This window comes from Butyricicoccus sp. AM78-15b2TA (assembly GCF_027665985.1).
GTDB lineage: Bacteria > Bacillota > Clostridia > Oscillospirales > Butyricicoccaceae > Agathobaculum > Agathobaculum butyriciproducens.
The window spans coordinates 310,695-336,993 of record NZ_JAQEHY010000001.1; the positions used below are offsets into that span (position 1 = coordinate 310,695).

The 26,299-nt window shown below is 55.7% G+C and carries 35 protein-coding genes; 10 read left to right on the plus strand and 25 right to left on the minus strand.

Features of this window, described 5'->3' with window-relative positions:
* Positions 1-67: 67 nt before the first annotated feature.
* The gene (locus tag PGS25_RS01675; protein WP_270417456.1) at positions 68-1,333 is read right to left on the minus strand and encodes an SPFH domain-containing protein; all 1,266 of its coding nucleotides are present in this window, start codon (positions 1,331-1,333) and stop codon (positions 68-70) included.
* A 255-nt stretch (positions 1,334-1,588) separates the two neighbouring features.
* On the opposite strand from PGS25_RS01675, the gene PGS25_RS01680 reads away from it, so the two are divergent.
* The 10 genes from PGS25_RS01680 to PGS25_RS01725 all read left to right on the plus strand — a co-directional run bounded on the left by PGS25_RS01680 (position 1,589) and on the right by PGS25_RS01725 (position 8,891).
* Positions 1,589-2,302, plus strand: a complete 714-nt coding sequence (locus PGS25_RS01680) for a tetratricopeptide repeat protein (protein WP_270417458.1) — start codon at positions 1,589-1,591, stop codon at positions 2,300-2,302.
* A 103-nt stretch (positions 2,303-2,405) separates the two neighbouring features.
* Entirely contained in the window at positions 2,406-2,615 is a 210-nt protein-coding gene (locus PGS25_RS01685; protein ID WP_270417459.1) for a hypothetical protein, read from the plus strand.
* Positions 2,616-2,868: 253 nt separating this feature from the next.
* On the plus strand, positions 2,869-3,918 hold the full coding sequence (locus PGS25_RS01690; RefSeq protein ID WP_270417460.1) for an FUSC family protein: 1,050 nt from the start codon (positions 2,869-2,871) through the stop codon (positions 3,916-3,918).
* A gap of 140 nt (positions 3,919-4,058) precedes the next feature.
* Positions 4,059-4,628, plus strand: coding sequence for a biotin transporter BioY (locus tag PGS25_RS01695; RefSeq protein WP_117487942.1), 570 nt, complete (start codon positions 4,059-4,061; stop codon positions 4,626-4,628).
* Positions 4,625-5,014: a DUF1284 domain-containing protein gene (locus PGS25_RS01700; RefSeq protein WP_270417461.1), complete on the plus strand. Its 390-nt coding sequence runs from the start codon at positions 4,625-4,627 to the stop codon at positions 5,012-5,014. The genes PGS25_RS01695 and PGS25_RS01700 overlap by 4 nt, the downstream gene beginning before the upstream one ends.
* Positions 5,015-5,498: 484 nt before the next feature.
* The gene (locus tag PGS25_RS01705) at positions 5,499-5,921 is read left to right on the plus strand and encodes a BlaI/MecI/CopY family transcriptional regulator (RefSeq protein WP_270417462.1); all 423 of its coding nucleotides are present in this window, start codon (positions 5,499-5,501) and stop codon (positions 5,919-5,921) included.
* 61 nt (positions 5,922-5,982) lie between these two features.
* Positions 5,983-7,071: a M56 family metallopeptidase gene (locus PGS25_RS01710; protein ID WP_270417534.1), complete on the plus strand. Its 1,089-nt coding sequence runs from the start codon at positions 5,983-5,985 to the stop codon at positions 7,069-7,071.
* 486 nt (positions 7,072-7,557) lie between these two features.
* Complete coding sequence (gene dcd, locus PGS25_RS01715; RefSeq protein WP_158575101.1) at positions 7,558-8,184, plus strand: dCTP deaminase; 627 nt, start codon at positions 7,558-7,560, stop codon at positions 8,182-8,184.
* Complete coding sequence (locus tag PGS25_RS01720; RefSeq protein ID WP_270417463.1) at positions 8,174-8,635, plus strand: hypothetical protein; 462 nt, start codon at positions 8,174-8,176, stop codon at positions 8,633-8,635. Before dcd ends, PGS25_RS01720 begins: the two co-directional genes overlap by 11 nt.
* Positions 8,622-8,891: a DUF1653 domain-containing protein gene (locus PGS25_RS01725; RefSeq protein WP_270417464.1), complete on the plus strand. Its 270-nt coding sequence runs from the start codon at positions 8,622-8,624 to the stop codon at positions 8,889-8,891. Before PGS25_RS01720 ends, PGS25_RS01725 begins: the two co-directional genes overlap by 14 nt.
* Positions 8,892-8,936: 45 nt before the next feature.
* On the opposite strand, the gene PGS25_RS01730 is transcribed toward PGS25_RS01725, so the two are convergent.
* The 24 genes from PGS25_RS01730 to PGS25_RS01845 all read right to left on the minus strand — a co-directional run bounded on the left by PGS25_RS01730 (position 8,937) and on the right by PGS25_RS01845 (position 26,296).
* A complete protein-coding gene (locus tag PGS25_RS01730; protein WP_270417466.1) occupies positions 8,937-9,800 on the minus strand; it encodes a peptidoglycan recognition protein family protein in 864 nt (287 codons plus the stop codon).
* Positions 9,801-9,808: 8 nt separating this feature from the next.
* A complete protein-coding gene (locus PGS25_RS01735) occupies positions 9,809-10,078 on the minus strand; it encodes a phage holin (protein ID WP_270417467.1) in 270 nt (89 codons plus the stop codon).
* A gap of 15 nt (positions 10,079-10,093) precedes the next feature.
* A complete protein-coding gene (locus tag PGS25_RS01740; protein ID WP_270417469.1) occupies positions 10,094-10,405 on the minus strand; it encodes a hypothetical protein in 312 nt (103 codons plus the stop codon).
* Positions 10,406-10,775: 370 nt separating this feature from the next.
* Positions 10,776-10,982: a hypothetical protein gene (locus PGS25_RS01745; protein WP_270417470.1), complete on the minus strand. Its 207-nt coding sequence runs from the start codon at positions 10,980-10,982 to the stop codon at positions 10,776-10,778.
* A 12-nt stretch (positions 10,983-10,994) separates the two neighbouring features.
* Complete coding sequence (locus PGS25_RS01750) at positions 10,995-11,135, minus strand: hypothetical protein (protein WP_270417471.1); 141 nt, start codon at positions 11,133-11,135, stop codon at positions 10,995-10,997.
* Positions 11,128-11,295 (minus strand): CD1375 family protein, encoded by a 168-nt coding sequence (locus PGS25_RS01755; RefSeq protein ID WP_270417472.1) that lies wholly within the window; start codon positions 11,293-11,295, stop codon positions 11,128-11,130. Before PGS25_RS01755 ends, PGS25_RS01750 begins: the two co-directional genes overlap by 8 nt.
* Positions 11,296-11,338: 43 nt before the next feature.
* Positions 11,339-11,716 (minus strand): hypothetical protein, encoded by a 378-nt coding sequence (locus PGS25_RS01760; RefSeq protein WP_270417473.1) that lies wholly within the window; start codon positions 11,714-11,716, stop codon positions 11,339-11,341.
* Positions 11,685-12,740: an RNA-directed DNA polymerase gene (locus tag PGS25_RS01765; RefSeq protein ID WP_270417474.1), complete on the minus strand. Its 1,056-nt coding sequence runs from the start codon at positions 12,738-12,740 to the stop codon at positions 11,685-11,687. Before PGS25_RS01765 ends, PGS25_RS01760 begins: the two co-directional genes overlap by 32 nt.
* Before the next feature lie 319 nt (positions 12,741-13,059).
* Complete coding sequence (locus tag PGS25_RS01770; RefSeq protein WP_270417475.1) at positions 13,060-15,042, minus strand: hypothetical protein; 1,983 nt, start codon at positions 15,040-15,042, stop codon at positions 13,060-13,062.
* A gap of 11 nt (positions 15,043-15,053) precedes the next feature.
* Entirely contained in the window at positions 15,054-15,578 is a 525-nt protein-coding gene (locus PGS25_RS01775) for a putative phage tail protein (RefSeq protein ID WP_270417476.1), read from the minus strand.
* Positions 15,571-16,629, minus strand: a complete 1,059-nt coding sequence (locus tag PGS25_RS01780; RefSeq protein WP_270417477.1) for a baseplate J/gp47 family protein — start codon at positions 16,627-16,629, stop codon at positions 15,571-15,573. Before PGS25_RS01780 ends, PGS25_RS01775 begins: the two co-directional genes overlap by 8 nt.
* Entirely contained in the window at positions 16,616-17,068 is a 453-nt protein-coding gene (locus PGS25_RS01785) for a DUF2634 domain-containing protein (protein WP_270417478.1), read from the minus strand. The genes PGS25_RS01780 and PGS25_RS01785 overlap by 14 nt, the downstream gene beginning before the upstream one ends.
* Positions 17,069-17,086: 18 nt before the next feature.
* Entirely contained in the window at positions 17,087-18,736 is a 1,650-nt protein-coding gene (locus PGS25_RS01790; RefSeq protein WP_270417479.1) for a terminase large subunit, read from the minus strand.
* A gap of 17 nt (positions 18,737-18,753) precedes the next feature.
* Entirely contained in the window at positions 18,754-19,017 is a 264-nt protein-coding gene (locus tag PGS25_RS01795) for a hypothetical protein (RefSeq protein WP_270417480.1), read from the minus strand.
* A 61-nt stretch (positions 19,018-19,078) separates the two neighbouring features.
* A complete protein-coding gene (locus PGS25_RS01800; RefSeq protein WP_270417481.1) occupies positions 19,079-20,938 on the minus strand; it encodes an XkdQ/YqbQ family protein in 1,860 nt (619 codons plus the stop codon).
* Positions 20,939-20,951: 13 nt separating this feature from the next.
* A complete protein-coding gene (locus PGS25_RS01805; RefSeq protein WP_270417482.1) occupies positions 20,952-21,368 on the minus strand; it encodes a hypothetical protein in 417 nt (138 codons plus the stop codon).
* Positions 21,369-21,381: 13 nt separating this feature from the next.
* On the minus strand, positions 21,382-23,475 hold the full coding sequence (locus PGS25_RS01810) for a hypothetical protein (RefSeq protein WP_270417483.1): 2,094 nt from the start codon (positions 23,473-23,475) through the stop codon (positions 21,382-21,384).
* On the minus strand, positions 23,468-23,653 hold the full coding sequence (locus PGS25_RS01815; protein ID WP_270417484.1) for a hypothetical protein: 186 nt from the start codon (positions 23,651-23,653) through the stop codon (positions 23,468-23,470). Before PGS25_RS01815 ends, PGS25_RS01810 begins: the two co-directional genes overlap by 8 nt.
* A 14-nt stretch (positions 23,654-23,667) precedes the next feature.
* Positions 23,668-24,051: a hypothetical protein gene (locus PGS25_RS01820; RefSeq protein WP_270417485.1), complete on the minus strand. Its 384-nt coding sequence runs from the start codon at positions 24,049-24,051 to the stop codon at positions 23,668-23,670.
* Positions 24,044-24,472, minus strand: coding sequence for a hypothetical protein (locus PGS25_RS01825; RefSeq protein WP_270417486.1), 429 nt, complete (start codon positions 24,470-24,472; stop codon positions 24,044-24,046). Before PGS25_RS01825 ends, PGS25_RS01820 begins: the two co-directional genes overlap by 8 nt.
* Positions 24,469-24,915 (minus strand): HK97 gp10 family phage protein, encoded by a 447-nt coding sequence (locus tag PGS25_RS01830; protein WP_270417487.1) that lies wholly within the window; start codon positions 24,913-24,915, stop codon positions 24,469-24,471. The genes PGS25_RS01825 and PGS25_RS01830 overlap by 4 nt, the downstream gene beginning before the upstream one ends.
* The gene (locus PGS25_RS01835; RefSeq protein ID WP_117490923.1) at positions 24,905-25,261 is read right to left on the minus strand and encodes a head-tail adaptor protein; all 357 of its coding nucleotides are present in this window, start codon (positions 25,259-25,261) and stop codon (positions 24,905-24,907) included. The genes PGS25_RS01830 and PGS25_RS01835 overlap by 11 nt, the downstream gene beginning before the upstream one ends.
* Positions 25,242-25,556: a head-tail connector protein gene (locus PGS25_RS01840; protein ID WP_270417488.1), complete on the minus strand. Its 315-nt coding sequence runs from the start codon at positions 25,554-25,556 to the stop codon at positions 25,242-25,244. The genes PGS25_RS01835 and PGS25_RS01840 overlap by 20 nt, the downstream gene beginning before the upstream one ends.
* A complete protein-coding gene (locus PGS25_RS01845) occupies positions 25,553-26,296 on the minus strand; it encodes a head maturation protease, ClpP-related (RefSeq protein ID WP_270417490.1) in 744 nt (247 codons plus the stop codon). Before PGS25_RS01845 ends, PGS25_RS01840 begins: the two co-directional genes overlap by 4 nt.
* Between the last annotated feature and the right edge of the window lie 3 nt (positions 26,297-26,299).

Here is a 26,299-nt window from a genome sequence, read left to right on the forward strand (position 1 = left end):
TTTTTGAAGTGAATCCGTAGGGCGGGTTGCCCTCACCCTACGATATACATTGGATCGTCTATCATTTTTACATATTTGGTTTTGCCTTGCCGCACTCCGAGCAAAACTTTCCCTGATTGACTGCGCCGCACGAGCACGTCCAGGTCGTATTCTCCGGTCGGGGCTTTCCGCACTCGGAGCAGAATTTTCCGGTATTGACCGTACCGCAAACGCATTTCCAGCTGCTCTGCTCAGGTCTGGGTCTGCCGCAGCCCATGCAGAATTTGCCGGTGTTTCCGGTCTGTCCGCACGAGCACGTCCACTCACCTGCCGTCTGCGCCTGCTGCTGACCCATTGCGTACAGATTCTGCACGCTGGCTCCACCTGCCTGACCGGCCATATTCATGCCCATGAACGCCATCGCCGGACCGGCGTTCGCATTCGCTGCCGCAGACTTCATCGCCTCGGCCTGCGCGTGCACGAGCGAGCCTGCCGCACGGGTCGGATCGCGGTAGGCAGCCTCGCGCTGCATTTCCTTGATGGTCTTTTCGTCCTCCTCGTCCGCCTTGACCGAGTTGACGCCGAACGACACGATCTCGATGCCGCGCAGCTCACGCCACTTGGACGAAAGCTGTTCGTTGAGCGCGTCTGCAATTTCCATCGTATGCGCGGGCAGCGCCGAGTAGCGCACACCGTTTGCACCAATGCGCGCAAAGGCGGGCTGCAGCGCGGTCAGCAGCTCGCTTTTGAGCTGGCTGTCCAGATTTTCCCGCCGGTATTCCTCTGCCATGTTGCCGCACACGTTGGTATAGAACAGCATGGGATTGACAATCTTGTAGCTGTACTCGCCGAAGCACCGCAGACCAATGTCCATGTCGATGCCCGCCCGCTCATCGAGCACGCGGAACGGCACCGGAGACGCGGTTCCGTACTTGTTGCCGGTCAGCTCCTTGGTGTTGAAATAGTAGACGCGCTGCGTGCGCGGCGCTTCTCCGCCGAACGTGAAGCGCTTGGCCATGTTGGCGAACATTTTGCACACGCTGTCACCGAACGAACCGGCGAAAATAGTCGGCTCGGCGGACGAATCGTAGACGAACTCACCCGGCTCGAATGCGGCTTCCACGACCTTGCCCTGATCGACGATCATCATCGCCTGTCCGTCCGCCACCGCGATGACCGAGCCGCTCGTGATGATATCCTCGTCGCCCTTGGTGTTGCTCGACCGCCTGGTGACCTTTTTGCGGCCCTTGACCGCGAGCACATCCGCGTCTATCGCATCACAGTAAAAATATTCCTTCCACTGGTCAGCCAGCACACCGCCGCCCGCGCCTGCTGCTGCTTTGATAAGTCCCATTTGACATTCTCCTTTTATCTGATAGAGTGCCGTTGTTTTACAATCTATACCTTGGTTTAAGAAATCCTATTTCCAGTTTACGTTTTTTCAGCGCAAAGCGCAAGTCCATTCACACACATTTCACATTTTTGTCAAGATACGGTTGTGCCATGCTATTTCTTTCGCTTTTTCGTAGACTTTCGACGTGCGGTGTGATAAAATAAGATATCTGCATACCGCATATTTCGGAGGCGGTACTGTCTGGAGGAGTAAACAATGGAAGCGAACAAGGAAAATCAGCAGAGCATTGAACAGGCGTTCAATCAGGCTCTGGACGCATATAAGGCAGGCAATTTTGCTGAAGCGGCCGGTCAGTGGCTGGCTCTTGCGGAGGACGGCTGCGCACCGGCGCAGCGTGCGCTCGGCTCGCTGTATGAGCGCGGACAGGGCGTGGAAAAGAATGCTGAGAATGCCTTTGAATGGACAAAAAAGGCGGCTGAGCAAAACGATCCGGTTGCTATGTTCAATCTGGCGTGCTACCATGACAAGGGCTTCGGCGCGGAAAAGAACCAGCAGACCGCGCTCACCTGGTACCGCAAGGCCGCTGAATACGGCCATCCGGAGGCTGCGGCACTAATCGCCAGCCTGATCGAGACGGGCGACCGCGGCTTGGAAAAGGACATGGACGAGGCTGTCCGTTGGTACCAGATTGCCGCAAACCGCGGCAACGTACTGGCGATGGGTCGTCTGGCATGGCTGTACAGCACCGGTACCGGCGTTCCGCAGGATGCGACCTTCGCCTTCCAGTATTTTCTCAAGGCTGCTCAGGGCGGCAACGCAGCGTGCATGATGAACACCGCTATCCTGTACGCACGCGGCGAAGGCACACCGCATGACGCGCACGAGGCGCTCTACTGGGCCGAGCAAGCCAAGAAGCACGGCGCTCCACAGGCCGAGCGGCTCATCAATGCCATCAAGAAGAACGGATAAGATCGAAAACCGGCGTTTTTACGTCGGTTTTTCTTTTTTTGCAGATCAGATCAAGCGGCACAGCTTATTCTCCTGTATCATGCAGGGACAAGGAGGGATTTTCATGCAAAACTGGCACGACAATGTTCTGCGGCTGATCGCCGAGATTGACCGCTGTATCCGTGCGCGTGAGGGCGAAACGCTGACACTCGCGTATTTAACTCGGCTGCTTGACTGTTCGCAGTCGCAGGTTTCGCACACATTCGCAACTACGAGAGCATCGGTTACTGGGATTTTATGCAAAGGCAGGCTCGCATTCCCGGAGCGGATTTAGAAACGGTCAGCGCGCTTCTGCGGCAGCTTGTCCCCGAAGCCGAGCAGCAGATGGCGTTCGTGAACGAGCCGAGCGGCCGCCGGCTGCTGTCTGGATACCGCACCCGGTCGTGTGTTCTATTTTGTGCACGATTGTGTACGTTTCTGGAAGTATATCCGGCCTGTTGTTCGATTTTAAAAAAACAGTTGAAATTTTTTCTCGATGGTGATACAGTTATATAGTTACTCATTTTCACCGATTGGAAAGGAATTTCATGACATTTTATCAGGAATTACAGGTCAATCAGGCAGGCTCAAAGAAAATCATCCGTGAGAGTGCGTCACAGCGCGAAAAGCTGTACCATATTGCCGTGTATTTGACCAAAATTGCGATAACCGTCGCATTCTGCTTTGTTTTCGTTTCACTTTACAGTCTGGGCTTCGGCGCAGACAACAGCATCGTCGGCGTAGTCGTGCTGCTGTATCTGCTCGTATTCCGCAGCGCACATCTGTGCATTCGCACAGGACAGTCCACGCTGCTGCTCGCCGGATTTTTCGGCATTATGGCCGTCGGACCGCATGCAGCCAATCTGGCCGGTCCGGTCGGCGGATTGTTCATCAATGCTGCTGCGATTGCCCTGCTCATTCTGTTCGGCTGCCACGAGCCAAGAATGTTCAATCAGTCCACACTCGTGCTCGGCTATCTGCTGTTGTATGGTTACGATGTGAGCGGGCACGCCTATCAAATGCGCCTGTTTGGACTTGCTGCCGGTGCGCTTCTGGTCTGCGCGGTATTCTATGGCAACCATCGCGGCAATGCCTATGAGCTCTGTGCAGGAGACATCCTTCCTGCTTTCGATCTGCGCCATCCGCGCTCCAAATGGCAGCTTTGCCAGATCATCTGCGTTCCGCTCGTGCTTTTCCTCGCAGAGCTGAGCGGCATGCCGCGTGCGATGTGGGCGGGCATTGCCGCCATGAGCGCAATCCTTCCCGCGATGGACGATATGCGCTACCGCGTTCGCTGGCGTATCATCGGAAATATTGTGGGTGTTTGCTGCTTTTTAGCGCTGTATTTCCTGCTTCCGTCCTCGATTTACGCCTATATCGGCGTGATTGGCGGCATCGGTGTCGGTTTTTCCGCGAAATACGGCTGGCAGGCTGTGTTCAACACGTTCGGTGCGCTCGCTATTGCAACCAGCGCATACGGACTCAAAAGCGCGGTCGGTCTGCGTGTCGCACAGAATATGTTCGGCGTGGTGTTCGCGCTGCTGTTCTGCCTGATCCTCCACCGCATTTTCGCCCGCTGGGAGCGCTCTGCAAGCTGAGCAAACAGCCGTTCTGTGCAAATGCACGGAACGGCTGTTTCTTTTTTTCGCATACCGTCAACCATTTTTCCAAAATCAGTTGACATTGCAGTAAATCTGTGGTTTAATGCAATAAGCAAAACAACGAGGAGGAACTCCCAATGAGTGACATTTCCAGCAAGCCCGCACAGCGCAGCGCGTTTTCCGTGCGCGACATCTGCTATTCCGGACTGTTCGCAGCGGTCATTGCGATCATGGCGCAGATTTCCATTCCGATGCCCGGCGGCGTACCGATGACCATGCAGACGTTCGCGATTACGCTGGCGGCTGTCGTACTCGGCGCCAAGCTGAGCACAGTTTCATGCGTAATTTATCTGCTGCTCGGTGCCGTCGGCGTACCGGTGCTCGCGAACTTTTCCGGCGGTTTTGACAAGTTTATCGGTCCTACCGGCGGTTTTCTGATCTCCTTCCCGCTGATGGCGTTTATCATCGGCTGGGGCGCCGATCACCGTCATGCATTCCGCGGCGCGTATGTCATCGCGCTGATCGTCGGCACGATTGCCAACTATGTTGTCGGCACGGTGATGTTCTGCGTACTCATGAACAGCTCGATCGCCGCAGGCGTGACCGCATGCGTGCTGCCGTTCATCCCGACCGCTGTCATCAAGGCTGTTCTTGCAACCGTGATCGGCTTTCTTGTTCGCAAGCGCATCCCGGGGCTAAAGGCATGATCCGGCTGCGCCCGCATCATCTGCTTTGCACACAAGGGTACTCCGGCAGGGGCTATAGCACAGAATTTGTGCAAAATATGAGTGCAATTGTGCATTCTCTGCGAAATGTACCGGGAACCCGAATCCGGCTTGTCTTTGGCTCGGATTCTCTGTGCGCGCACTGCCCGCACCACACCGCTGATGACCTGTGCGAAGCACAGGAAAAGGTCTCTCGCTTTGACCGAAAGACGGTCGAATACTTTAATTTGCACGAGGGCGTGTATGTTTATCAGGACCTGATCCGTGCAATCGACACACAAATGACATCGGTCATGCTGGAGGATATTTGTCGCGGATGTGCGTGGTACCCCGTCAGCGCCTGCAAAAAGAATATCTGCGGAAAATGAAATGAGGCACACCGAAAGGTGTGCCTCAGCTTGTCGAAAAAGTCAGATTTCTATTTTGTGCTTCGTGCGACAGCACGTATAAAATAGAATTTGCGCAGCAAATTCATAAAAACCGGGGGGCGTGGTCCAGACCACCCTCTCTTGCCGCTATGCGGCAATTCACCTTGTGTACCTCGGTTTTTATACAAGGGAAGAAAAAATGTGTCCGGAGGACGCGGTTTTTCTTCAGCATTCGATCGAAAGCGTGGTTTCGATCGAGAGGCTGCCCGAAAAACGATAGTTTTTCGACAGCCTCAGGCACACCGAAAGGTGTGCCTTTCCCCCTGTCACCAGAAAATATATTGTCACTTCTCACAATTTATCATGTCCAGTTTCAGATATTCCTACAAATTTCCATCAAGATATTGACAACCACCTTCAAGGTGGTTATTCTTATCTTATAACAAACACCTTACAGGTGATTATCAAAACAGAGGTGAGGCCAATGAAGCGCTTCAAGCTGTCCAACTCCGAGGAAATTCTGATGGACACCTTATGGCGGGAAAACCGTCCGCTCACAACACTGCAGCTTGCCGAAAAAATTACGGAGGCCCGCTGGAACACCAATTATATCGACAAACTGCTCGGTCAGCTTGTCAAAAAAGGCATGGTGCAGGTCAGCGGTCTGCTGCAGAACGGACGCTATCAGTCGCGGCAGTTCGTCCCCTGCTACACCAAGGACGAATTTCTGGCGAACATGCTCGAGGAGCAAGGCGTGAACCAGGCACTGTTTGCCCGAATCGCCGTAGCGCTGTTCAAAAAACCTGCCAAATCAAACGAATCCGAGCAGGAAGAAAAGCTGATTGCCGAGCTGGAAAAAATGGTCGATCAGTACGAAGCTGCGCTGCAGAACAAAGAAGATAAATAATATGCAAATAACCCTATTTTCCTTTATATCTGCACTTTTATGGAGCAGTTTGTTGATTATTGTGATCTATCTTGTGCGGCGCACACGCTTCCGGCCGCATTTCGGCGTGCTGACTATGGTGCTGCTTTACCTGTTCTGCGCCGCGCGCCTGCTGCTGCCGCTCGAGTTTCCGCACGCAGTGATTGTGAGCGACAGCGTCGTGTATCCGCGCATCTACAACTTTCTGGCGCGCAAGCCCGATTCGGTCACGCACCTGCCGGTCGGACTGCTTTTGTGTGCAATCTGGCTGCTCGGCACAGTTTTTCTGCTGATCCATTACGCGTTGCAGTATTGCAAAGCCATCCGCGCTGCGCGGCAAGCCAAGCCATGGGACAGCCGCACGGCTTTCCTGCTGAGCGAGATCCGGCGGCAGACCGGCCGCACCATCAAAGTTCGCGGACGTACAGCCGCGAATATCGAATCTGCCTTTGGCGTAGGTGTGCTGCGCCGGTACATCATTCTGCCGGACAAGACGTACACAGACGCCGAACTGCACTACATTCTGCTGCACGAGTACACGCATTTTCTCAACCATGATACGGCTGTCAAGCTGCTCGTAACGCTGTACTGCATCATTTTCTGGTGGAATCCGGTCGTATACCTGCTGCAGAAGGATTTGGAACAGACGCTCGAGCTTAAATGCGACCGTGCGATTGCACAGACGCTGAATGCAAAGGAACGCACAGCCTATCTGCGCGCCATCCTCGCCGCAATGAAGCAAGGCTGCACGCAGCAGCCGGTGCCGCAGCCGTCCACGGCCCTGTTTCGCGCCGAGGCAGACAAGGCCATGCGGGAGCGGTTCACCGCCGTGCTCACCTGCGCGGAGCAGCCGAACGACCGAACCGCAAGTGCCGTACTCATCGGCAGCTTTGCTGTCCTGCTGGCACTGTCGTATGCGGTGCTGCCGCAGCCGGCATTCGAGCCACCGGCCGAGCCCGACAGCAGCTCGACCGTCTATTTTGACGACGAGAATGCCTATCTCAAGCAAAGTGCGGACGGACGATACTGGCTGTGCATTGACGGCCACAAGCCGTATGAGCTGACAGAAGGTGATGTGCAATTTTATCTGGAGCACTCGGTTTTCAAATATATCCGCGAGACCGAGCAATAAAAGGCAGCTGCCGAAGGATAGCGGCAGCACAGAGAGTAAAAGCAAAATGTGGGACGAAATAGAAGCAGCTGAGATGTGGGGTCTCAGCTGCTTTTTGTTCAGACAAAAGAAAAAGCCACTCACAATGAGTGGCTTGGTGGTGGACATTAACGGGTTCGAACCGCTGACCTTCCGCACGTCAAGCGGTTATAGAAAATGCCGATTTTGTTAGATATATCGTCATTTTTTGAGGTTCGTCTTTCTTGTTTTCCTACACATTTTCTACATCTATCAAAACTCTTTATAATATCTTCCCTGTTATATCTTTTACGCTGTACCTTTCTCCATAAACACAGCATAGTCATCAACATTCCTGATAGCCTAACCGCTTATGACAGGCTATATAGTATAACCTATCATATCAAAAATGTCAATAAAAACATTGACAAACCCCTACTATTTGCTTATTATTATGTTACAGTTCTATTATAGCAGGAGTTGTTTAGAGTGATTTTATCCGATAAAGATATCCGCGTCCTCTGCACGCAGCCAGAGCATCCTTTGATATCTCCTTTCGACGAGTTTCGCCTGCAAGGTGCTTCTTACGATGTTTCCATGTCAGATGTTATCCATGTTTTCAAAGATGATGTGCGAACAATTTCTTTAACCGACCAAAATGCGATTGATTCTTTGTACAAAGAAGTTCCTATTCCCGATTCTTCTTCATTCATTCTGAAACCGATGGAATACATCTTAGTGACATTGAAAGAAACTATCTGCATTCCTTCCAATATGATTGCACATATTCGTCCAAGGACCAAGTTTACTCGATTGGGTATTATTGTTTCGGATCAGCACTGCAATCCTGGATATCGAGGAACTCTGCAGATTGGTCTGCGAAATGTAAGCCCTAATTCTATCGCTTTGACGTCTGACATGCCTATCGCTCAGATTGTTTTTGAAGAACTAAAAAGCGAGCCTTCGCCTGAAAAAGTTTATAGTGCTAAGGCAGATGCTTCTTACCATAATGAAAATGAGTTTTTAGGTGCTAAATTTACAGAATCCGATTTTTCACCTAAGGCACAAGAACTATATAGAAAAATCATGAGCGGAGCCTACCTCAATGACAGATAACAACGATCATATCACTACCGAGGAACTTATTCATGCATATGTGTCCGATCGCTTAAAAGATAATGCTACTGATGGTATAGCTGCATCCGAATTACTTCGATTACAGCAGCATGCCGAACGTGATATCTATAAAGATATTCGAAACGAAATACTCCGTGACATCACAGAAGATGAAAAGAAAAAGAAGCTCAAAGAAATAAAGCGTGCCGTAGGAAAGGAACGCTTTATCCAGTTGACAACTCTTCTTTTAGAAAGCGGTTTATTAGCGTTCCTTATTGGCATTTTGGTCAATCAAGTGACTAGTCTTTTGACTAAACATATTTGTCCCGACGGATATTCTGGTTGGATTATCGCAATCTTATCATTCTTGATCGTTGTAGTTTTTGTTGGCTTAATTCTCCGGAACATTAGCCAGTTTTTCAATATAGGAGAGGAAAATGAATCCAAGTAGTCGAAAAATATTAGTTGGCGAGAAATATCTGCACTTCAAAGGCAAACTATATCAGGTTCTCGCCATTGCCACGCATACAGAAACCAGTGAGCCTTTGGTAATTTATCAGGCTCTCTATGATGATTTCAAAATCTATGCACGGCCATACGATATGTTTGCATCAGAGGTAGATCACAAGAAGTATCCGAATGTCACACAGCGTTTTCGGTTTGCTCATGTGATTTTTGATGGCAATACTCCAAAACCAACTGAATAACAACAGGCCCTCGGTGTCCAAATCGAACACCGAGGGCCTTACTATTTACTTAACTGCGGCTGCCAGCTTCTTCACGAGGTCCTCGCCCCACTGATAGCGGAGCAGATACTCGATCGTCTTATCTTCCAGACCTGCGGTTTCCCGCAGCGTATCAACTGCGGCCTGTACAGCCTCATCGCCGTCCGGGACAAATGTGCGGCACTGCGGTGCGGTGATGCTCGGAACCTTGCGAACAGCGTCATACCCGATCATAAAGCCCGCCTGCTGGAGCGATCTCATCTTGATATAGTTAGTGACGTCCTTTGTAATGACGTCGCACTCGTAGGTCTTGCCGTTGAGCAGGACCTTTTTCTTTTCTACCACTTCGTCGTCCTCCTTCTTCGGTTCGGGTTCAACCGGCGCGGTCAGCCGCGCCTTAAACTTGCGCCACAGGCTCTCATCACGCACCCACGGCTCCGGGCAGTCCTTACCCGTTACGTCATAATGGCGCACAACATGATCCACGTCGATGCCGTACTTGTCCATCAGCCAGCGCACCAGCTCAACCGTGCGGTCTACCGTCTGGGCGGTAATAACGTACTTGCCGTTTACCTTGTCCGAGCACATCTCCACACCCAGACTGTTGCGGTTCATACAGATATTGTGCAGCGGGTGATGCGAGCTTTCCAACGGACCGCCGCAGTGCCATGCACCGTCTGTATCGCGGACAGACTGCACAACACTGTGCTCATCGACAAAATAATGCGCCGACGCCTGCAAGCCGCTGTTGTTGTGGAAATACTGCGCATTATTCATGGCGGTATCACCGTTACCGGCCGTATAGTGTACGACAATATACTTGATACTGTTGCCGCCTCGGCCAGAATAGAAATTGCTCGAGTCAGCCTGCAGAAACGGAATATTCGTCATAGCGCACCTCACTTTTCCAGCGGCGCAGTGTACGACTTAGCGCGATCCGAGTCCGTCAGACCGCTGGTGGTCGGGTCATTAAGTGCCGACCACACGTTGCAGGCAATCAAAAACAGGCAGTACGGGTTTGCCGCCGTGGCCTTGATAATCTGCCATACGCCCGCCCAGGTGGTCATGTCCGCGGCGGTCAGGCCGGCATAGGCCAGCGCCGTTGCGAACGCACCAAGGGCGATCTGCACCCAGAACACCGGGTTCTTGATTCTGATTTTCCAGTTCATAAGTACCTCTCTTTCTCAGTTCAAGCCGATCTGCCGAGCAATGTAGCCGATAACGATACCGATCACAGCCGTAGCGCCGTAGGCCACAACCTTGCGCCACATCGCGCCGTCGCGGTCCTCGAGCGTTTCAAGGCGCTTGCCCTGCTTTTCCTGCTCCTTGACCATGCTCTCAACCGAGGTTGCCAGCTTGCCGACCGAGGCGGTCAGCTGGTTCAGCTCGCGCATATTATTCTCCAACAGCTCAATGCGCTTGTCCTGCCGACGATTTTCTTCTTCGAGCCGTCGGCGAAACTCTTCGTGCTCGGCACGAGTGATGGGATTATCCATATAACCTCTTTCCCCGAGGCATAAAAATGCCCCGTCCCTGTCGTTCTTGACAAAGCCGGAGCATATGCTATAATATAAGCAAAGGGAACGCTGTTACAGCAGTCAGACCCTATAGACCGTTCATTTAGATGACCGTTCGTGGATCAGACGAGCGGTCATCGCGCTTTTATACAGAAAATGTACAGTACAATGACCGCACACATAAAAAGCCTAAATGCTTTCTTCTGCATTCGCGCCACCTCCTTCCTGCCGCAGACTGCGGGAAAGGAACAGAAGGTCTGACCGCCATATGTAACAGCGTCCGCCTGTATTATAGCATACACCGCCGAACCCTGTCAACGAACCGCCTTTTCAGGCGGTTTTTTGTTGTTTACAGCCCCAGCAGGCGCTTATCCTCAACGCTGAGAAGTTCAGGCACACCGGTCTGCTGTGCGCGCCAGTGCTTGTACTGCGCACGCGCGAGCGCGTCATGCTTGAGGTTGTGGGCGTCATCGAACTTATCGAGCTGCACGCCCATGTCTCCGTGGTACTTCTTCACTTCTGCGTAGTTCTTGATGTAGATATTCGATTCGTACATAGTTCTGCTCCTTTACTTTACGATTGCATCCAGACGCCCGAGTGCGTCCTCAACTGCCTTATCCTGTGCGAGCATTTCACTTTGCCGCCGCACGATTTCCGCAAGCTGTGCGCAGATACCGCACAGCTCGTCAATCAGTTGTGCGTCACTCACTTACAGCATCCTTCGTGCCGCCGAACTCAGCCGGCACAAGCTCCGGCATACCGCACTCATCAATCAGGATTTCCGCTACCTGCTTTTTCAGCTTTGTGGGAACCTGCTCAAACTCACACTTGCCGAGGATTACGCGCTGCGCAAATAACATTGCCATCATAATAACCGTCCTTTCAAAACGTTCTCGAATGTTGTTGATAAACTTACGCATAGACGACTTGCGCCATCTCTGCAATGCAGTCCTCGTAAAAAGACTGCTGATCTGTCAGCGCAGCCACCTGCTGTCTGAGCGTTGCGTTCTGCGCTTGCAGTTCTTCGTTTTCTGCCACGATTTCCGCCTTGCTTTTCTCGTTCGCCTTGGCCTCCATCAGCAGGGCTTCGCGGTTTGCTTTTACCTCATCCAGCAGCGCGGGCGTGTCCTCGACCTCGGTCGTGTACTCGTCATACACCCAGCCGGTGTGACCGTCCTTGCCCTTCTCCTGCTTGGCATTCTGGGTAAAGCGTACCCATGCCCTGCCGGGCTTGTTTGGTATACTGCCTGCCGCAACCTCAGGCGGTTTGACATCTCCGTGCACTCTCAATTCGTACCACTCCTTTCAAATTCTGCACGCCCACTGGACGCACATATTTAACCATTATCGTTTTGCTGGCACACCATTTCAGCCGCCCAAGTCGACTAAGCAATGCTTGTGCCATCTTTGCCGACACACGTTCCCGCTTTGCCGCTCGTCTAAGCTGTCGCAGTGTCCGCAGCAGGCTGTGCTTGCGCAGTACGACTACATTGCGACCAAACTTATACCCGACAGCATCAACCTTGCGCTTCCTGATCGGGTACACTTGCCAGTCATTCTTGAGCGTCAGACCAAGTGTTCTCAGGTGCTGTTCTGCCACCTTGACAGCCTTATGCAGTGCTCTTTTGGAGCGTCCAAAGATTGTCACGTTGTCCATGTAGCGCACTTCACAGACAACGCCCTTGCAGCTACACAGCACGCGGTCAAGTGTTTCCAGATAGTAATTCGCAAGCCACTGACAGATATAGTAGCCAATCGCCAGACCGTCAGCAATGATGCGCATTACCAGATTAACAAACCGCTTGTCCTTGATCTTGCGTTCCAGCGCCCGACGGATACCGTCCGGTGGAATACTATCGTAGAACTTGCGAACGTCCATCTGCGCACAATACCGGCTGTCCTTTGGTCTGCGCTGTACCATGTGCGTAATCTGCCGCATAGCACGAGCACCGCCGCGCCCAGGAATGCTTGCACATGACCAATGGTGCATACCGCGCATCAAAACCGGCTGCATAGCACGGACGCAAAGCCAATGCACACAGCCGTCCGGGTAGAACGGTACAACCTTAATATCACGCCATTTGCGGCTTGATACGTCGTACACGCGCTTGACCTTCGGTTTTGTCGGTATGAAGCTGTCCGTCCGCAGCATGACCAGCAGCTTTTCGGCGTATGCGTCAATGTTCGCCAGTACACGTCGGACGCTGCGACGATTTTTCTTGCCGTTTGCGGCAAGCCGTATTGTTTCTGTTATAAATGCTCTGTCGAGCATCTTTTCGTAGAGGAATCCAACTCTTTTAGGGATTGTTATCACATCCTTATTGCCTGCGAGAGTATTCGAGTAACCTACTAACTCCCGTCCTCTGGGCATGATTTTCACCAAGGGGTGAGGAAAAGCCTGCGCAATGATAATTGAGTTGCTAAGTAGACGCGCGGAGATGTTCGAGTTCGAATTCGAAGAGGTGTTGTTCGCATTGAAGTACAACAGACCTGCATTCGAGCCATTGCTCCAATTGCCACCAACATACAGCACGTGCTCCACGACGCGCAGACAGTCCCTTATTCACTTAAAATTTACACTTTGAAACATGCCGGGGGTTGCGACCCCCGGACCCCCGGAGGGGATTGCGCGGCTACGCCTCGCACAGGAGACGCGCGGAGATGTCCGAGTTCGAATTCGAAGAGGTGTAGTTCGCATTGAAGCACAACAGACCTGCAGACGAGCCACCGCACCAATCGCCACCAACATACAGCACGCGCCAACCGGAAGACGAGTTCGCATAATCTGGAATGTACGTTGTTTCCGAACCGCCAGACGTTTTCGGAATGAGTAGACCATTATCGGTAACGGTCAAGTCCTTAATCCAACCAGAGCCGGGAAGCGTACCGATTTTGGTATAGCCGGTTGCAGTATCGTCCGCGTACTTGCTCGGGTCGGTGCAGTAGTACGCCGTTGTACCGTTGGCGTTAAAGCCGTCTACCCACTGGTATACGTTGCCCCAGAGGTTTTCGATCCAGCGGTACTGGACTGCGTTATTGCGGAGTCCGGTGTGGAATGTCATGGTGTCTGTGGCACCAGAATTGATTGCATAATTGTAATCCACATAACCGCGCCCGATTTTACTCTGACAGTTCCAATCAGCGAATTCCACAACATACAGAAAGATAATTGCGCAGTAAGTTGCGAAGTCGTACAGATGGAATTTGCTGTTAAATGCTCCGTTGGTAATTCCGCTTTTCACCAAGTCCCGGAAGCCTGCTCGCGAAATATTTACCCGCGGTGTGCTGCCAGTCGAACCTCCACCATATTCACCATTAGAAGTATACCTGCCGATATATTTTCCACTGCCCGGGTGTTTCGTCATACCAGTTTTCGGATTGTCCGAAACGTAGAAATACTGCTTCGTGCCGTTTCTCTTAGCAGCAACGTAAAAAGCAGGGATAAACACCATGGTATAATCACTTCTACGAGTAAACGCGCTGTTTCCCTTCCATGCGGTTACTGCGCCAGAAGAGTTGAGATTGCATTCCTTCATTCCGTTCCACGGCGCATAGCTGTCAAACAAGCTGCTTCCAGAGCCAGTTCCGACAGCTGGAATTGGCTCAGTCGTCACCGACCGCGTAACCAATCCGTAAGGGTCAGTGCTCGGAGTTAAGCGCGTCAACGCCGTGCTCGAATTACTCGTATCCCAGCAAACACCGAACACGTTAGCGTAGATCAGCGTCAGGCTCTTGCTCTGACCACTGGCGGTAATGCTTACCGTGCCCTCTGCGGTCTGGTCACCCTTGGTAGCCTTGATTGCCCATGTGCCCGCCTTACCGACGGTAAATACCGCCGTGCCGGTGCTCGTCTTGGTCAATACCGTACTGCCCAGTGTAGCCGTAACCGTCGAACCGCTATCTACGGTTACGGTAATCGTACTCTGGAATTTCTCAAGATTGACACTCAGCGCCGTGTAATATGCCTTGGTTGCAACCTCGGTTGTATACGTCGTACCGGACAGTGCAGCGCTCAGTGTGTAGGTGGTATTGATGCCGAGCACGCTTACAGTTGCCGTCTTGCTGCTGTCTACCGTGCCGGTGTAGGTTTCCCCGCCGCCCTTGAGTGTCCACGCCTGCCCGACAAAATCAGCCGCAAACGTCAGCGTAATCCGGCTGCCGCCGGATGTTGGTGCGTCTACCTCGCCCACGGTATTATCAGCCGTAAAACCGAGGTACTTTCCCTTCTTTCCCTTGATCTTGTTCTGCTTTGCCGCAAACAGCGCACTGTGCGCGCTTGCGCTCGTATTATGCGTATCTACGGCGCCCTTGCCCTCGTAATTCATCTCCGGCAGCTGTGCTGCTGGCACCTTGCCGTCAGCGCCCAGACCTGCAATGCCGTCAGCCTTGCCCTTATCCGCCGCCGATACCGCGCCCAGATCAGAGGCAGTCAGACCGCCGTCCTTGGCAACCTTTTTCACCTCTGCTGCAAGTTCAGCGGTTTTCACGCGGGCTGCAACTTCGTTGTCCAGCTTGTCCCAGTTGCCATTCAACGCCTGATCGATGTTAAACGTGTTTGCGCCGTCTGCCGCTGGATCATACTTAAACAGCTCCAAATTTTTGGTTTTTGTACTCAATATATCACTCCTCAGAAGGCAAAATCGCTGATACGGTGCCTTTGCAGCTCATCGACCGTCATAGCAGATACCTCACGCACCAGCAGCCAGCGCCACAAATACTTGACCGCCAGATGACACGGCACAGTCTGCTCAATCGCATCCCTAAGTGCCGCCAACGCTGTGTTGTCAGGCATACCATACGCGCCTACAAACGTCAGCACAATCACGCCCTTTGCAAAGCCGACGGAGATCTCGCCGTTGCGCCACGAGTCACACACGCTCTGGATGCGCTCCACGTCACACTTGCCGGCACCGCGCCAGCGTGCGATCAGTGCCGTGCGGCGCTCTTCCAGCGTGCCGGTTGACGGCAGGTTGACCGCCCGTTCCTCGGTCTCCAGCAGCCACGTCATGCTGGCCGGAAAGAGCTGCGCCGCCGCGTCCAGCATCTCCGTGCGCTGGCTCTCATCCAGCCCGCGGATGGCCTCCAGCAGGTCGCGCACCCACCGGTCTTTGCGGTAAGCCGTCGGCAGGCTTATCAGCATATCCTCATACATAGGCGATGCTCACCTCTCCCAGCACCGGGCACTCGCGCTCACCGACCGCGATGTTGGCTGTGCCGCCGCCGACCGCCAGGCCCTCAAAGTCCACCACGCCGTCGGCCGACAGGATAGCCGCCGCGATCTGCGCGTAAGAAACGTAATCCTGCACGAACACCGTCCCGGCGAGATACGCCGCGACCGCCGCTTTGACTGCCGCCGTCACGCTGTCCGCCTCTGCGGTGTTCGATTTGAACACCTTGCAGGAAATGGCGATCTTCTTCTCCGCCGCCGCCGACACAAAGCACTGCGCGCCGATCGGCGCCTGCCCCCTTCCGGCTCCCTCGCTCTCGGGGTCAATGTACGCCTGCACCGCCTGCACCAGCTCCTCGCTCGCAGGCTGTCCCGCGCTGTCCACAATGACCACGTCCACGGTATACGCGCCGCGCGCCTGCGGAAAGACCTTGACGTGCCCCACGCCCGAGCACTCGAGCGCCCACTGCTGATAGTGGTATACGTTGCCGGAGGTCGCCAGAGTCCGCAGCCGCAGCAGATACCGCGCGTAATACTCCGCATCGCTCTCCTCGGCATAACCGCCGCCAATCGGTTCAGGGTTATCACACGAGGCAATGCCCTGCACTGCCACCGGCATCTGCGTCACGCTGTGCGCGGGCAGATTGCCTGCCGTGCCGTCCACCGTGCAGGTGACCGGTACAGTACCCTCGCCCTCAATGGCTACGGTCTCTGTCGCATAATACTGAACACCGCCGCCGCTCTCGAACAGCGTGCCCTGCTCGACCGTGCCTGTGCCGGTGACGGTCAGGCTGCCGTGCGCAAAGGTCGCCGCCTTGCGCTCCAGGCCGGAGCGCGGATAGATGTAACGGTCAAGAGCGCTGTCGTGCAGGTTTTCCGGGTCGAGCTGCTGTTTGGCCTCGTCGATGGCATCGTCCGTGCCCTCCATGCGGAGCGACACCGCCGCCAGCAGGTCATAGGTCGGGAAACCGATGGTTTTCTGATAGCTTTCCGGCATTGCCGCAAGCATCTCGTCTAAAATCTCACTCGCTGACATACGTCGTCACCTCCTCACTCTCTCCGCTGTGCAGGCGGACCGTGAAGCGTACCTCCACGCCGCGCCGCACGCGCGTAAACTTAAAACTGTCAAGCGACCGGATAGCCGGACAGAACGCAGCGGTCTCCCGCACGTTGCGCTCGATCTCGGCAAAAATCCACCCCTCCGGCACTCTGCGGTCAAGGCTTGCCGCCTCCACGCCCGGCTGGGTCGTGCCGCTCGTCCGGTAGATTGGAATCGCACCAGGCTTTTGCCGGAGCATAAGCTCAAGCCACTGCTTGACCGCCTCCACGCCCTGCCGCTCCACCAGAGCGCCGTCAACCAGTGGGAAACTGCCCGAGCGTCCGTCCTCGTGGAAGACAAACGCCGGAGACCGCCCGATGCTCTCCGCAACCTGCGCGGGCAGCTCCTCCGGGATAACCGGAAACACATCGGCCATAGCCGACACCTCCTAAACTCACATGTGCCAATCCGCAGCCGCCACGCTGTCCGCCAGCGTCGGTGCAGGCTGCAGCATCGCCGTCGCAAACGCGATGATCCACGCCACCGTGATATCAATGCGTCCGCGGCTCCGCTTTTTGGTTGGCTTGATATTCTCATTGTCATCACTGACGCACCGCAGATTGAGAAAACACTGCCGTGCCGCCGTGTTGTGCACATGCAGCATCTCATGCGCTCGGATGAGCCGCTCCAGCTCCTTCATCGGCGGCGAGATGGACCGGATACCCTGCGGTATCTCGACAACCTCGGTCACCGTACCGGCAAGCCGCTCGCGGATGTTCTGCATCACAGTCGCACCCAGATACGGGTCAAAGCCGACCATACGCAGGTCGTAATCCTGTGCGGCCTGTACCACAGCGTCAGCCACAGCCGCAAAGTCGATGATATCTCCCTCACAGCCATGCAGGAAACCTGCGCGTATCCAGTCCCGGTACGGCACATGATCCTCGCGCTCGCGTGCGTCAATGCCGTCAAGCGGCATCCACCCGGCAGGCAGAGCCACCCACCTGTCCAGACCCTCCTGCGGCGGAAACACCAGTACAAAGGCGGTAAGGTCGGTGCTCTTGGAGAGGTCAACGCCGCCGTAACAGGTCTTGCCGCGCAGCAGCTGCACGGCCTCGCGCCAGTCCTTACAGCCGGGCGGATTCCACTGCGTTTTGTCATAGATGGTTATCGGTATCCACCCGACAGTCGCCGTGGCAATCCACTGGTTAAGCCTGAGCCAACGGAACAGCCGCTCAGCGGCCTCGCTCTTCTTGGCGTCCGCCGCCTGGGCGCGGATGGTGGCCATCTTGAGCGTCTTGCCGAGCGACGGATTGCACCGCCGCCACAGGTCCTCGTCGTAGATATTGAGGTCCTTCAGTTCATCCTCGTCCTCGATCAGTCCGAGACCGTAGATGATCGGCAGCCAACGCGGGTCATCGTAGGCTTTCTCGTCCCTCGCGCCGCGCCGCCATCGGTAGATAGCGAGCGCCTTCTCGTGGACTTCCCAACCGATGGATTTGCGGTCGGGGTCATCTCCGGCGGTGGTCAGCACGATCCACACCGGCTGACGGCGTGCGTCACCGGCACCAAACGTCATAACGTCCCACAGGTCGCGGCTCGGCTGGGCGTGCAGCTCGTCAAAGATAACGCAGCTCGGCTTGTAGCCGTGCTTGCTGTACGCCTCGCTGGACAGCACCTTGAGCCTGCTGCCGCTCGTCTCGTCGTAGATGGTCTTAGTGCTGTCCACGATGCGGCTGCGCTTTTTGAGCGCCGGACTCTGCTCGACCATGTACTTGGCCGCCGCAAAGACGATGCCCGCATTGTCGCGGTCAGCCGCTACGACATACACCTCGCCGTTAATCTCGCCGTCGGCAAACAGGTGGTACACGCCCAGACCGGCAGCGATTTCCGACTTGCCGTTCTTCTTTGCAATCTCAAGGTACAGGTACTGGTATCGCCGCAGGTAGTTGCCTGCCGGGTCGTCCTCGTCCTCGATCAGCTGACCGTAAAACTCGGTTATCATGTCGCGCTGCCAGTCCATCAGGCGCAGCGGCACACCGCTGGAGCACGTCAGGCACTCCAAAAAATCGCAGACAAACTGCGCCTGCTCCTCGTCAAACATCCGCTGCACCTCCTCCGTTACAGACTGTCCAAAACCAACAGCTCACTGCCTTGCAGAATGGCTGCCGCCTGATTGCCGACTTTCCACTCTTTCGCCCGAGCAGTCGCGGTCATAATCAGGCCATCTCCCGTGCTGAACTGAAATTCCTTGCTTACCACAGAAAAAATCAACTTGGGCGTTACCTGCAAGACCTCGGCACGATACCAGCCTTTGGGTAGGCTCTTTGCCGCTTTTCTCGCGGTGTTCTTGATGGCCAAAGCCATCTCTGTATCCCATGACACTGGCATGCACTCCTTTCCACATCTTGCACAGTTTTATCCACAACTGCGCTATATTTAGTAGTTATCCCCACGGCGTACAGAAACCGGACACCTCACCATAGCTGCGCGTTACGCGCTTGACGCTGTTGGAGTAGTTGCCCTCCACCGTCTCAAACGACGATGCTCCAGCAGAAATTACAATGCCGATGTGACGGTCGCCCTGAATCATCAGGTCACCCGCCTTGGGCTTGTAACTGCCTGCCGATTTGTACTTGCCGCGTGATTTGAAATAGCTGGTCATATCGCCAACGTAGCCGTAGCTTGTCGGGATAGGCGCACCGGACTTGTACGCACACCAGCAAATAAAATAGACGCACCACGCGACACCGTTGTGGCCTGCCCACTGACCGTACTTGTTGATATCCTTGCCGGACTCCTTGTAGCCGACCTCACCCAGTGCCGTATTGACAAACGACACCGCACTGCCAGAGCCGCCGCCCGAGCCGCCGATGATCGCGGAGCCGTTTTTGCGTCCCCAGCGGTTGCATTCAGCGTTCGAGGACATCAAGAGGTCGAAGTGGTACACGCCGTTCTCAATCTGGATCGCGCCGCCTCTGTCGTTGACCGTGTAGGTCGTTCCGTCGAGGCTTGTGCCGGTGTCGCGCACCGTGATTTTGGTGCCAAACGGCACAGACGGCGGTGCGGCGCAGGTGTGCTTACTCGGGTCGAGCCTGTTGCCCTGTGCATCCAGATAACCGCCCTCCAGCGCATTGTTGGCGGGATAGTAAGCCGTAAACAATGCCTTGACGATCGTGCCGCCCGAGCCGCTGTCGCTGCCGCCGGACAGATCCGGCAGGCCGAACACCTGCACCTTGTCCGTGCTGGCGGCCTTGATGGCTGCCGCGTCGGTCTTGCCCTCGGCGGCGGCTCGCACCTGCTCGAGCGCCGTGATTTCGAGCGCCATCGTGTGCCCTGCACCGCCGTAGTGATGCTCCACGCGAGTAATACGGAAGTTGCCCTTGATGCCGAACGCGGGCGAGTTGAATCGCAGTACCACGCCGCTCTTCACCTCATCACAGCCCCAGATTTCCGAGATGGAGCGCGTCTGCCCTACCTTGTCGGCGTTCTTGAGCAGATTTTTCACCATCTGCCCAAGCACAGCCGTACCGGGGTTCTCGGTCACGGTCTCAATATGTTGCATAAATCCGTAGCGCTTGATGGATGCCGCGTTGCTGGCCTGTGCGCCGATGTACGCCTTGCCGTCGTCCTCGGCGGCAATGACAACAGCGTTGTAGGTGTCCTCAATGCTGTCCTCGCCGCTCACCTGGCCGAGCGCCCAGGTGATGTCAAACGCCGCAAGGTTTTTCGCCGGCTTGTGCATCGCCTTGATGGGAGAGACCGGTAGTGCTTCCACCACGAGACCGGTATCGTCTACCCTGTGACGGTACTCTTTGCCGGTCGCCGCCGCGCAGGTGTCCAGTACATCGCTGATGATGTCGGACGGCGTTGAGCCTGTCCACAGCTGCGTGATCTTGGTCGGCAGGCTGCACACCTTGCCGACCGTCACGCCCGCCTTGGCACACGCCTTGCGGATGACCTGATCGGCGGCAAGGTTGTTGACCTGCAGCACGATTTCTGACTTATTCAGATACCAGCCGCGGTCATAAGCGGTAACACCGCCGTCCAACGTCACCGTGATAATGATGCCGGAAAAGACCGTTTTGCCCTGATTGGTCACGCGCACCTTGTCGCCCGGCGCAAGCGCCAGCTTAGGCGTGTACTTGTCCCACGGCGAGATAAACGTCGTAAACGTCAGCTCCGCCGCCAGTGTGTCAAGGTCATCCGTCAGCGTCATATCACTGGCAAACGCCGTAATGTCGCGCGGCTGTGCGCCGTCGCGGTACAAGACGAGCTTGTGCTCGTCTACATAGCCTGCCGCCATGCGGCGCACCTCCTCACGTGATAAATCGGTATTCTGTCACGGCGATGCTGTACTCCAGGTCGCCGTTGCGGCGCACGGTGACATCAAAGCTGTCCACCGTCACCGGCATGTTAAGCCGTGCCGCGCCCTTGCTGTCGAGCACGATCAGCCGGAACGGCACCTTCTTGTCGCGCCACCGGTCGAAGAAATCGACATACGCCCAACCATCCGCAGACGCCTCAGACGGCATGAAGAAGTATCGGTGCACTGGAAGCAGCGCCGTCCACTCCATGTGCCGCAGACAAAGCGTGCCGATGCGGCGATAGTCTCGGCTCAGGCCCTCGTAGGTCTCGTGGTGCTGCTCCGGCTGTGGGATTGGGAAATCCGGCGGACAGTGCGGCAGCGTCCAGACCTCCTCGTTGTTGTTGACCGAGAAAATTATCTTGTACACGCACCGCACCTCCTTATGTGTTGCCAAGCGCCGCGAGCACCTTGCGGCCGACGTACTCACCGACCTGTTCGGTATACTCCCGGTTGCCGATCACGTTGCCCTGGATGGTGACGTTGACCGTCACGCTCCGACCGCCTGCCGCCTTGACAGACACATCATGCGGGATGATCTGCGTGCCGCTCGGCAGGTTCATGATTTCGCCGCCGCGCTCGTTGACTCTTGTAAAGCCGCCACGCCAGTAGGGCGTGCCGGTTGCCTTGCCGAGTCCCGGCAGGCTCAGCAGGCTGCTGGGTGTCGGCTTAGGTACCGTCGTAGTGGTCGAGGTCGTGGTCTTGACCGGACCGGCCGTGGTTGTCGTTTTGCTGTTGGTCTTGGTCTGGGTTGTTCCGGTGGTAGACGTGCCCGAGCGATTGCCCGTTGTGGCATTGTCTACCCACTCGATAGCGTCGCCCAGTACACCCTTGGCACCCTTGTACAGACTGCCGAGGATAGGAATGCTCTCAATCTTGTCATTGAGCCACGACAGCTTGCTTGCTACCCATTCCAGCGCCGTCTTAGCGGCATTTTTGACCTTGTTGAACGCACCGGAAAAGGCAGTGCCAATGCGAATGCTGACGTCCTTAAACTTGTTCCAAAGGCTCTGCGCTGTGTCCGTAATTTTGTCACCAAACAAAAGCCAGACGGCAATCAAGGCCTCAATAGCCAGAATGATTACACCGATAGGGTTTGCATTCATCGCAATATTGAGTCCAGTCTGCGCTGTGGTTGCTGCACCTGTTGCTGCAGCCTGTGCACCTGTAACGCCGATCATCGTACCGATAGTTTGAATGCAACCGCCAATATTGCTGATTGCATCCGTAAGGCCTGTATTAAACTGGGACAGCTTAACCATGCCAAAAGCAATGCCAAGTAGTCCTACAACCGTTTTTAATTCCGCGCTATGATCTTTACAAAACTGCATGGCATCTTTTGCCTTATCCAGCGCATCGCTCAGCAGGTCAATGCCGCCCTTTGCCAGCTCTGCCGCTTTCGGGATGCCGTCAGATAGTTTATCGGCGAGAACCGTAAGACCGCCATTTTCCACCCATGACTTAACCTTATCAAGCCACTCTCCGATTCTTTGCGCTGCTGCACCAACATACTTATCTACCTGCGCCTGCAGATTGGATAAATCAAGTCCACTGATCCAAGTGGAGAGGTCTGCAGCTTTTCTGTAAATCCAGTCCAGCGCCGAGCCAGAGCGGATGGAACCGTCCTCGGCAGCACCGGCCAGCACCCACAGCTGGTTTTTCAGCTTGGAGCTGGTGTCGCCCACCTTGGCGAGCATCTCGTCCAAGGTCGCATGATTACGCCGCGCATTGACTACCTGCTGGTTGTTCGCATAGAAACTGTCAGCGGCCTTGTCATAGGTCTTGGAGAGCGTATCCATGATCAGCTGATTGCGTTTGCTGACATCGGTTGTTTTCTCCAGCTTGGCGTTAAAATCATCCTCCAGAATACCGACCCAGTTAAGCGCATCCGCAAAAACGCCTGTCACCTGACCGGTTCGTGCGGTTTCATTTGCGGACTCAACTAATCCCTCGATTGGCAGAGAATCGCCAAACGTGCCGTGCACGCCTGCCGCAATGCGTGTCCATGTAGCTACATCCTTTTCGGTTTTAGCCATGTTGGCAAGTAGCTGAGAGGCTTCGGTCGCGGTGTCCGTATCGCCAAGAATAGCATAAAAATTGCGATAGCTCTTGCGAGCCACATCGGCGGAAAAGCCCGCTGCCTGAAATCCGGCGTTGAGTTTGCCCTGCGCTATGCGGTATTCCTCGGTCGCGCCGTCCAACGCAGCAAATCCAACAGCAATGCCCGTAATGCTCGCAGTGATTGCCAGTGCTGACGTTTTTGCGATATTTACAAGCCCGTTAAAGCCTTTTTTAGCGGTATCCGTCAGCGCTTTAACCGACTTATTTTTAAACGCTACCACACTGCGCGTAGCGGAGAGCATACTACCGTCGATAGCTTTGCCTGACTTTTTAGCGTTTTTTGCAGCTTCAACCAATCCGCCTGACAGTTTATCCTGCACCGTCAGGACGGTGTTGATAACCTTATTTTTAGCCACTGTTCCGTCCCTCCTCCGGTGCGTATGCGCGGCAGATGCCTGCCGCAATCAGGTTTATCATATCCTCGTACCAGCGCGCCCGCCCGACTCGCAGCACCGCACGGTCTGCGTAGCTCATCTGCCGGATTTGCTCCGGCGTGATGCCTCGCGCCGCGTAAAATGCTGCAAGGTCGAGCACCGGGTCGCGCTCAATCAGTTTTTTGCCGGGTCCTCATCCTCATCACCGGCAATCAGGCCGAGCCAGGTAAACAGGACTGCCGCGAGCTCATTGACCTCGCGGACATCCATCAGCACCCAGATAACGTCGTACGGGTCGGTCACGCCGAGCGCGGTGTGCAGCTCCGGGTCCTGCAATGCCGGACAACAGTCGTAGATCAGCTGTGCGCCGATGTTCAGCATCTGCGCCGGCTGGTCGCGTGCCGCCAGAAAAGCCTCATAAGCGTCCAGCTGCGCGGTGTGCCCGATCTTTACAAAATCAAGCAGCTGACCGCCGACCTTAAACTGAATGACCTTGGCTTTGTCAGCCTTGCGCTGCTCGGCTTTCGCCGCCAGCGCGTCCAGTAACTTTTTATCCATATACCATTTCCTCCATAAATTCGCCGGTCTCCTCGGCGGTCTCGATCCAGGTGAGCCGCAGCATGACTGTCAGCGTCTCGCCGTCTGCGTCGCAGGTGATGTCGTCCTCCGGGATGAGCACCACGTCCTGCACGGTCACGCCCTCCCGCAGCGCCGTGCGGATCGCGTCAGCGGCGGCGTTCAGTTCGTCCCGCGGGCGCGTGCCGTCGGCGGGATAAAAATAAATCTCGATGTCGCAGCCGGTCTCGGCGTAGTCGTCCGTGCCCATGCCGTCGGTCTGACCAACGTCAATGCGGTAACTGCGCCGCACCAGCGGAGCCTTAACATCGTCACGGATACGCCCGGCAGGCAGGTCGGCGGCCCCCAGCGCCGCACTTACCACCGCGCCGAGCGCATCGTCTATCTCTTTCCATCGGATCATAGCTTGTTAATCACCTCGTCCAGAGCGTCCTCGGCGGCCTGCTGAAACTGCTCATCAAAGCCTTGCGCGGCCTTGTCAAAGACCTCGCGGCCCGGCTGCTTCTTTCCTCGGGTGCCGTCTCGTGCTTTGGGTGTCCATTCCTGCTCGACCAGATGGCCGATCGGGTCACCCGAATACACGCGGATACGCATCTGGCCGTCCTTGGTATACACCTTGCCGCGCTTGATGCTCTTGTGGTACTGACCGGCGGCGCGGTCATACTCTTTGCGGTGCACCGCTGTGCGGTTGACCGTTGCACGCGCCTGCTGGGCGGTCTTGCGGCGCAGCTTGCTGCCCTCATCGCGGAGCAGCTTTTTCTGCACCTTTTCCAGCTCCTTGGGCTGTGCGCCCAGCTGCTCGGCAAACTCCATCAGCTCCGAGCAATCAAAACCATCACGAGCCATCGCGTGTCACCTCTCCCTGCCGCAGTGTGCAGTAGATTTCTACCCAGCCGCGGCGGTTATAGATTGGCAGCCAGTACGACACATCGAGCCGCTGACCGCGGATAATAAAGTACATCTCGCGGCACAGCTCCGGCAGGCTGGCGCTCCGGCAGACCACGCGGTGCGTGATCTCGGCACGCTCAGCGTCACCGGTCAGCGTCTCCGTGCGCCCGCTTGTCGGGTTGACGGCAGCCCAGATTGTCCGGGCTTTGGTGTAGCAGTAGTCGGTCTCGCCGTTTGGCTGCTCCACCGGTGCGGCAAGCCATACTTCGGCGCGGTCGCGCAGATCACGCACCTGTGTCGCCATCGCCCGCACCTCCAAACGCACAAACGAGCTTGAGCTGGTTTACCAACTGCCGCACGAGCGGCGGAACCGTAGCCAGGGCGGCGGCTGCATTGTCTGCACACTTGCCCTCGTACTGGTTCAGCACCATCGCCTGCACGATAAGGTCATACATCGCCTCGTGGCCGTCACGAGTGATACCGCACTGTGTGAGATAGCTGTCGCCCATCTCCGCAAAGCCGGTCAGCTGCGCATCGTCCTCATCGTAGTCAATGCGGCAGTATTGTTTGATTGCGGTCAGCCGCTCGGCGGTAATCATACGACCACCGCCCGGAGTTCTGCCTCAGCGATGGCGATGGCACGCTTGCGGGCGGTGTTCAAATTGGACACCGGCGGCTGCGGCTCTGGCTCTTGGCTCTGGCTCTTCGCGGCGTTGTACGCCGCGCGCAGCTTGTCCATGTCGGGCAGCGCGCCGACTGCATTGTAAATGTTTGCAGGGTCTACCGGCTCGCCGCTCTGCGGCTCCTCGATGATCTCATCGACAAGGCCGGCGTCAAGCGCCGTGCGCGCAGAAAGAAAGGTTTCCCTGTCCATCAAGCGCCGCAGTGCTGCCGGACTGGTTTTATTGGCGACTTTGCGCTCGTACCCAGCAATGATGCTCTCGGTGATGCTCTCCAGCATCTGCACGCTTTCGCGGTGTACGTTCTGGTTGCCTTCCGTGACGGTGAGGGGCAGGTGGATCATCACCTGCGCCACCGGGCTGCACGCCACGGTGTCCGCGCCCACCATCGCCACCGAGGCCGCCGAGCCCGCAAGGCTCTGCACCTCGGCGCGGATACGGACGCCGTCTCGCGATGCCCGCCGCAGTACGCTGTACATCTCAAATCCCGCAAAGACCGAGCCGCCAGGCGAATTGATTTCGAGCGTGAACTCTTCGTCCGCAGGGTTCTCCGCGATGGCCTGGCGGATGTCTGCCGGACAGACAGCGGAGAGTCCCCACCAGCGCAGGACGGGCGCGTCATCGTCTGCCACGATGCGCCCGTTTAAGCTGTATCTCATGCC

Excerpts from the sequence above, each read along its gene's own strand:
- PGS25_RS01745 (WP_270417470.1), bottom strand. The coding sequence starts at position 10,982 with ATGTACGAATCGAATATCTACATCAAGAACTACGCAGAAGTGAAGAAG.
- PGS25_RS01690 (WP_270417460.1), top strand. The coding sequence starts at position 2,869 with ATGACATTTTATCAGGAATTACAGGTCAATCAGGCAGGCTCAAAGAAA.
- PGS25_RS01830 (WP_270417487.1), bottom strand. The coding sequence starts at position 24,915 with ATGGCTCGTGATGGTTTTGATTGCTCGGAGCTGATGGAGTTTGCCGAG.
- PGS25_RS01740 (WP_270417469.1), bottom strand. The coding sequence starts at position 10,405 with ATGGATAATCCCATCACTCGTGCCGAGCACGAAGAGTTTCGCCGACGG.
- PGS25_RS01780 (WP_270417477.1), bottom strand. The coding sequence starts at position 16,629 with ATGTCAGCGAGTGAGATTTTAGACGAGATGCTTGCGGCAATGCCGGAA.
- PGS25_RS01725 (WP_270417464.1), top strand. The coding sequence starts at position 8,622 with ATGAATCCAAGTAGTCGAAAAATATTAGTTGGCGAGAAATATCTGCAC.
- PGS25_RS01705 (WP_270417462.1), top strand. The coding sequence starts at position 5,499 with ATGAAGCGCTTCAAGCTGTCCAACTCCGAGGAAATTCTGATGGACACC.
- PGS25_RS01825 (WP_270417486.1), bottom strand. The coding sequence starts at position 24,472 with ATGATCCGATGGAAAGAGATAGACGATGCGCTCGGCGCGGTGGTAAGT.
- PGS25_RS01685 (WP_270417459.1), top strand. The coding sequence starts at position 2,406 with ATGCAAAACTGGCACGACAATGTTCTGCGGCTGATCGCCGAGATTGAC.
- PGS25_RS01775 (WP_270417476.1), bottom strand. The coding sequence starts at position 15,578 with ATGTATGAGGATATGCTGATAAGCCTGCCGACGGCTTACCGCAAAGAC.
- PGS25_RS01785 (WP_270417478.1), bottom strand. The coding sequence starts at position 17,068 with ATGGCCGATGTGTTTCCGGTTATCCCGGAGGAGCTGCCCGCGCAGGTT.
- PGS25_RS01845 (WP_270417490.1), bottom strand. The coding sequence starts at position 26,296 with ATGAGATACAGCTTAAACGGGCGCATCGTGGCAGACGATGACGCGCCC.
- PGS25_RS01695 (WP_117487942.1), top strand. The coding sequence starts at position 4,059 with ATGAGTGACATTTCCAGCAAGCCCGCACAGCGCAGCGCGTTTTCCGTG.
- PGS25_RS01730 (WP_270417466.1), bottom strand. The coding sequence starts at position 9,800 with ATGACGAATATTCCGTTTCTGCAGGCTGACTCGAGCAATTTCTATTCT.
- PGS25_RS01735 (WP_270417467.1), bottom strand. The coding sequence starts at position 10,078 with ATGAACTGGAAAATCAGAATCAAGAACCCGGTGTTCTGGGTGCAGATC.
- PGS25_RS01755 (WP_270417472.1), bottom strand. The coding sequence starts at position 11,295 with ATGATGGCAATGTTATTTGCGCAGCGCGTAATCCTCGGCAAGTGTGAG.
- PGS25_RS01790 (WP_270417479.1), bottom strand. The coding sequence starts at position 18,736 with ATGTTTGACGAGGAGCAGGCGCAGTTTGTCTGCGATTTTTTGGAGTGC.
- PGS25_RS01835 (WP_117490923.1), bottom strand. The coding sequence starts at position 25,261 with ATGGCGACACAGGTGCGTGATCTGCGCGACCGCGCCGAAGTATGGCTT.
- PGS25_RS01680 (WP_270417458.1), top strand. The coding sequence starts at position 1,589 with ATGGAAGCGAACAAGGAAAATCAGCAGAGCATTGAACAGGCGTTCAAT.
- PGS25_RS01720 (WP_270417463.1), top strand. The coding sequence starts at position 8,174 with ATGACAGATAACAACGATCATATCACTACCGAGGAACTTATTCATGCA.
- PGS25_RS01800 (WP_270417481.1), bottom strand. The coding sequence starts at position 20,938 with ATGGCGGCAGGCTATGTAGACGAGCACAAGCTCGTCTTGTACCGCGAC.
- PGS25_RS01820 (WP_270417485.1), bottom strand. The coding sequence starts at position 24,051 with ATGGATAAAAAGTTACTGGACGCGCTGGCGGCGAAAGCCGAGCAGCGC.
- PGS25_RS01675 (WP_270417456.1), bottom strand. The coding sequence starts at position 1,333 with ATGGGACTTATCAAAGCAGCAGCAGGCGCGGGCGGCGGTGTGCTGGCT.
- PGS25_RS01840 (WP_270417488.1), bottom strand. The coding sequence starts at position 25,556 with ATGATTACCGCCGAGCGGCTGACCGCAATCAAACAATACTGCCGCATT.
- PGS25_RS01700 (WP_270417461.1), top strand. The coding sequence starts at position 4,625 with ATGATCCGGCTGCGCCCGCATCATCTGCTTTGCACACAAGGGTACTCC.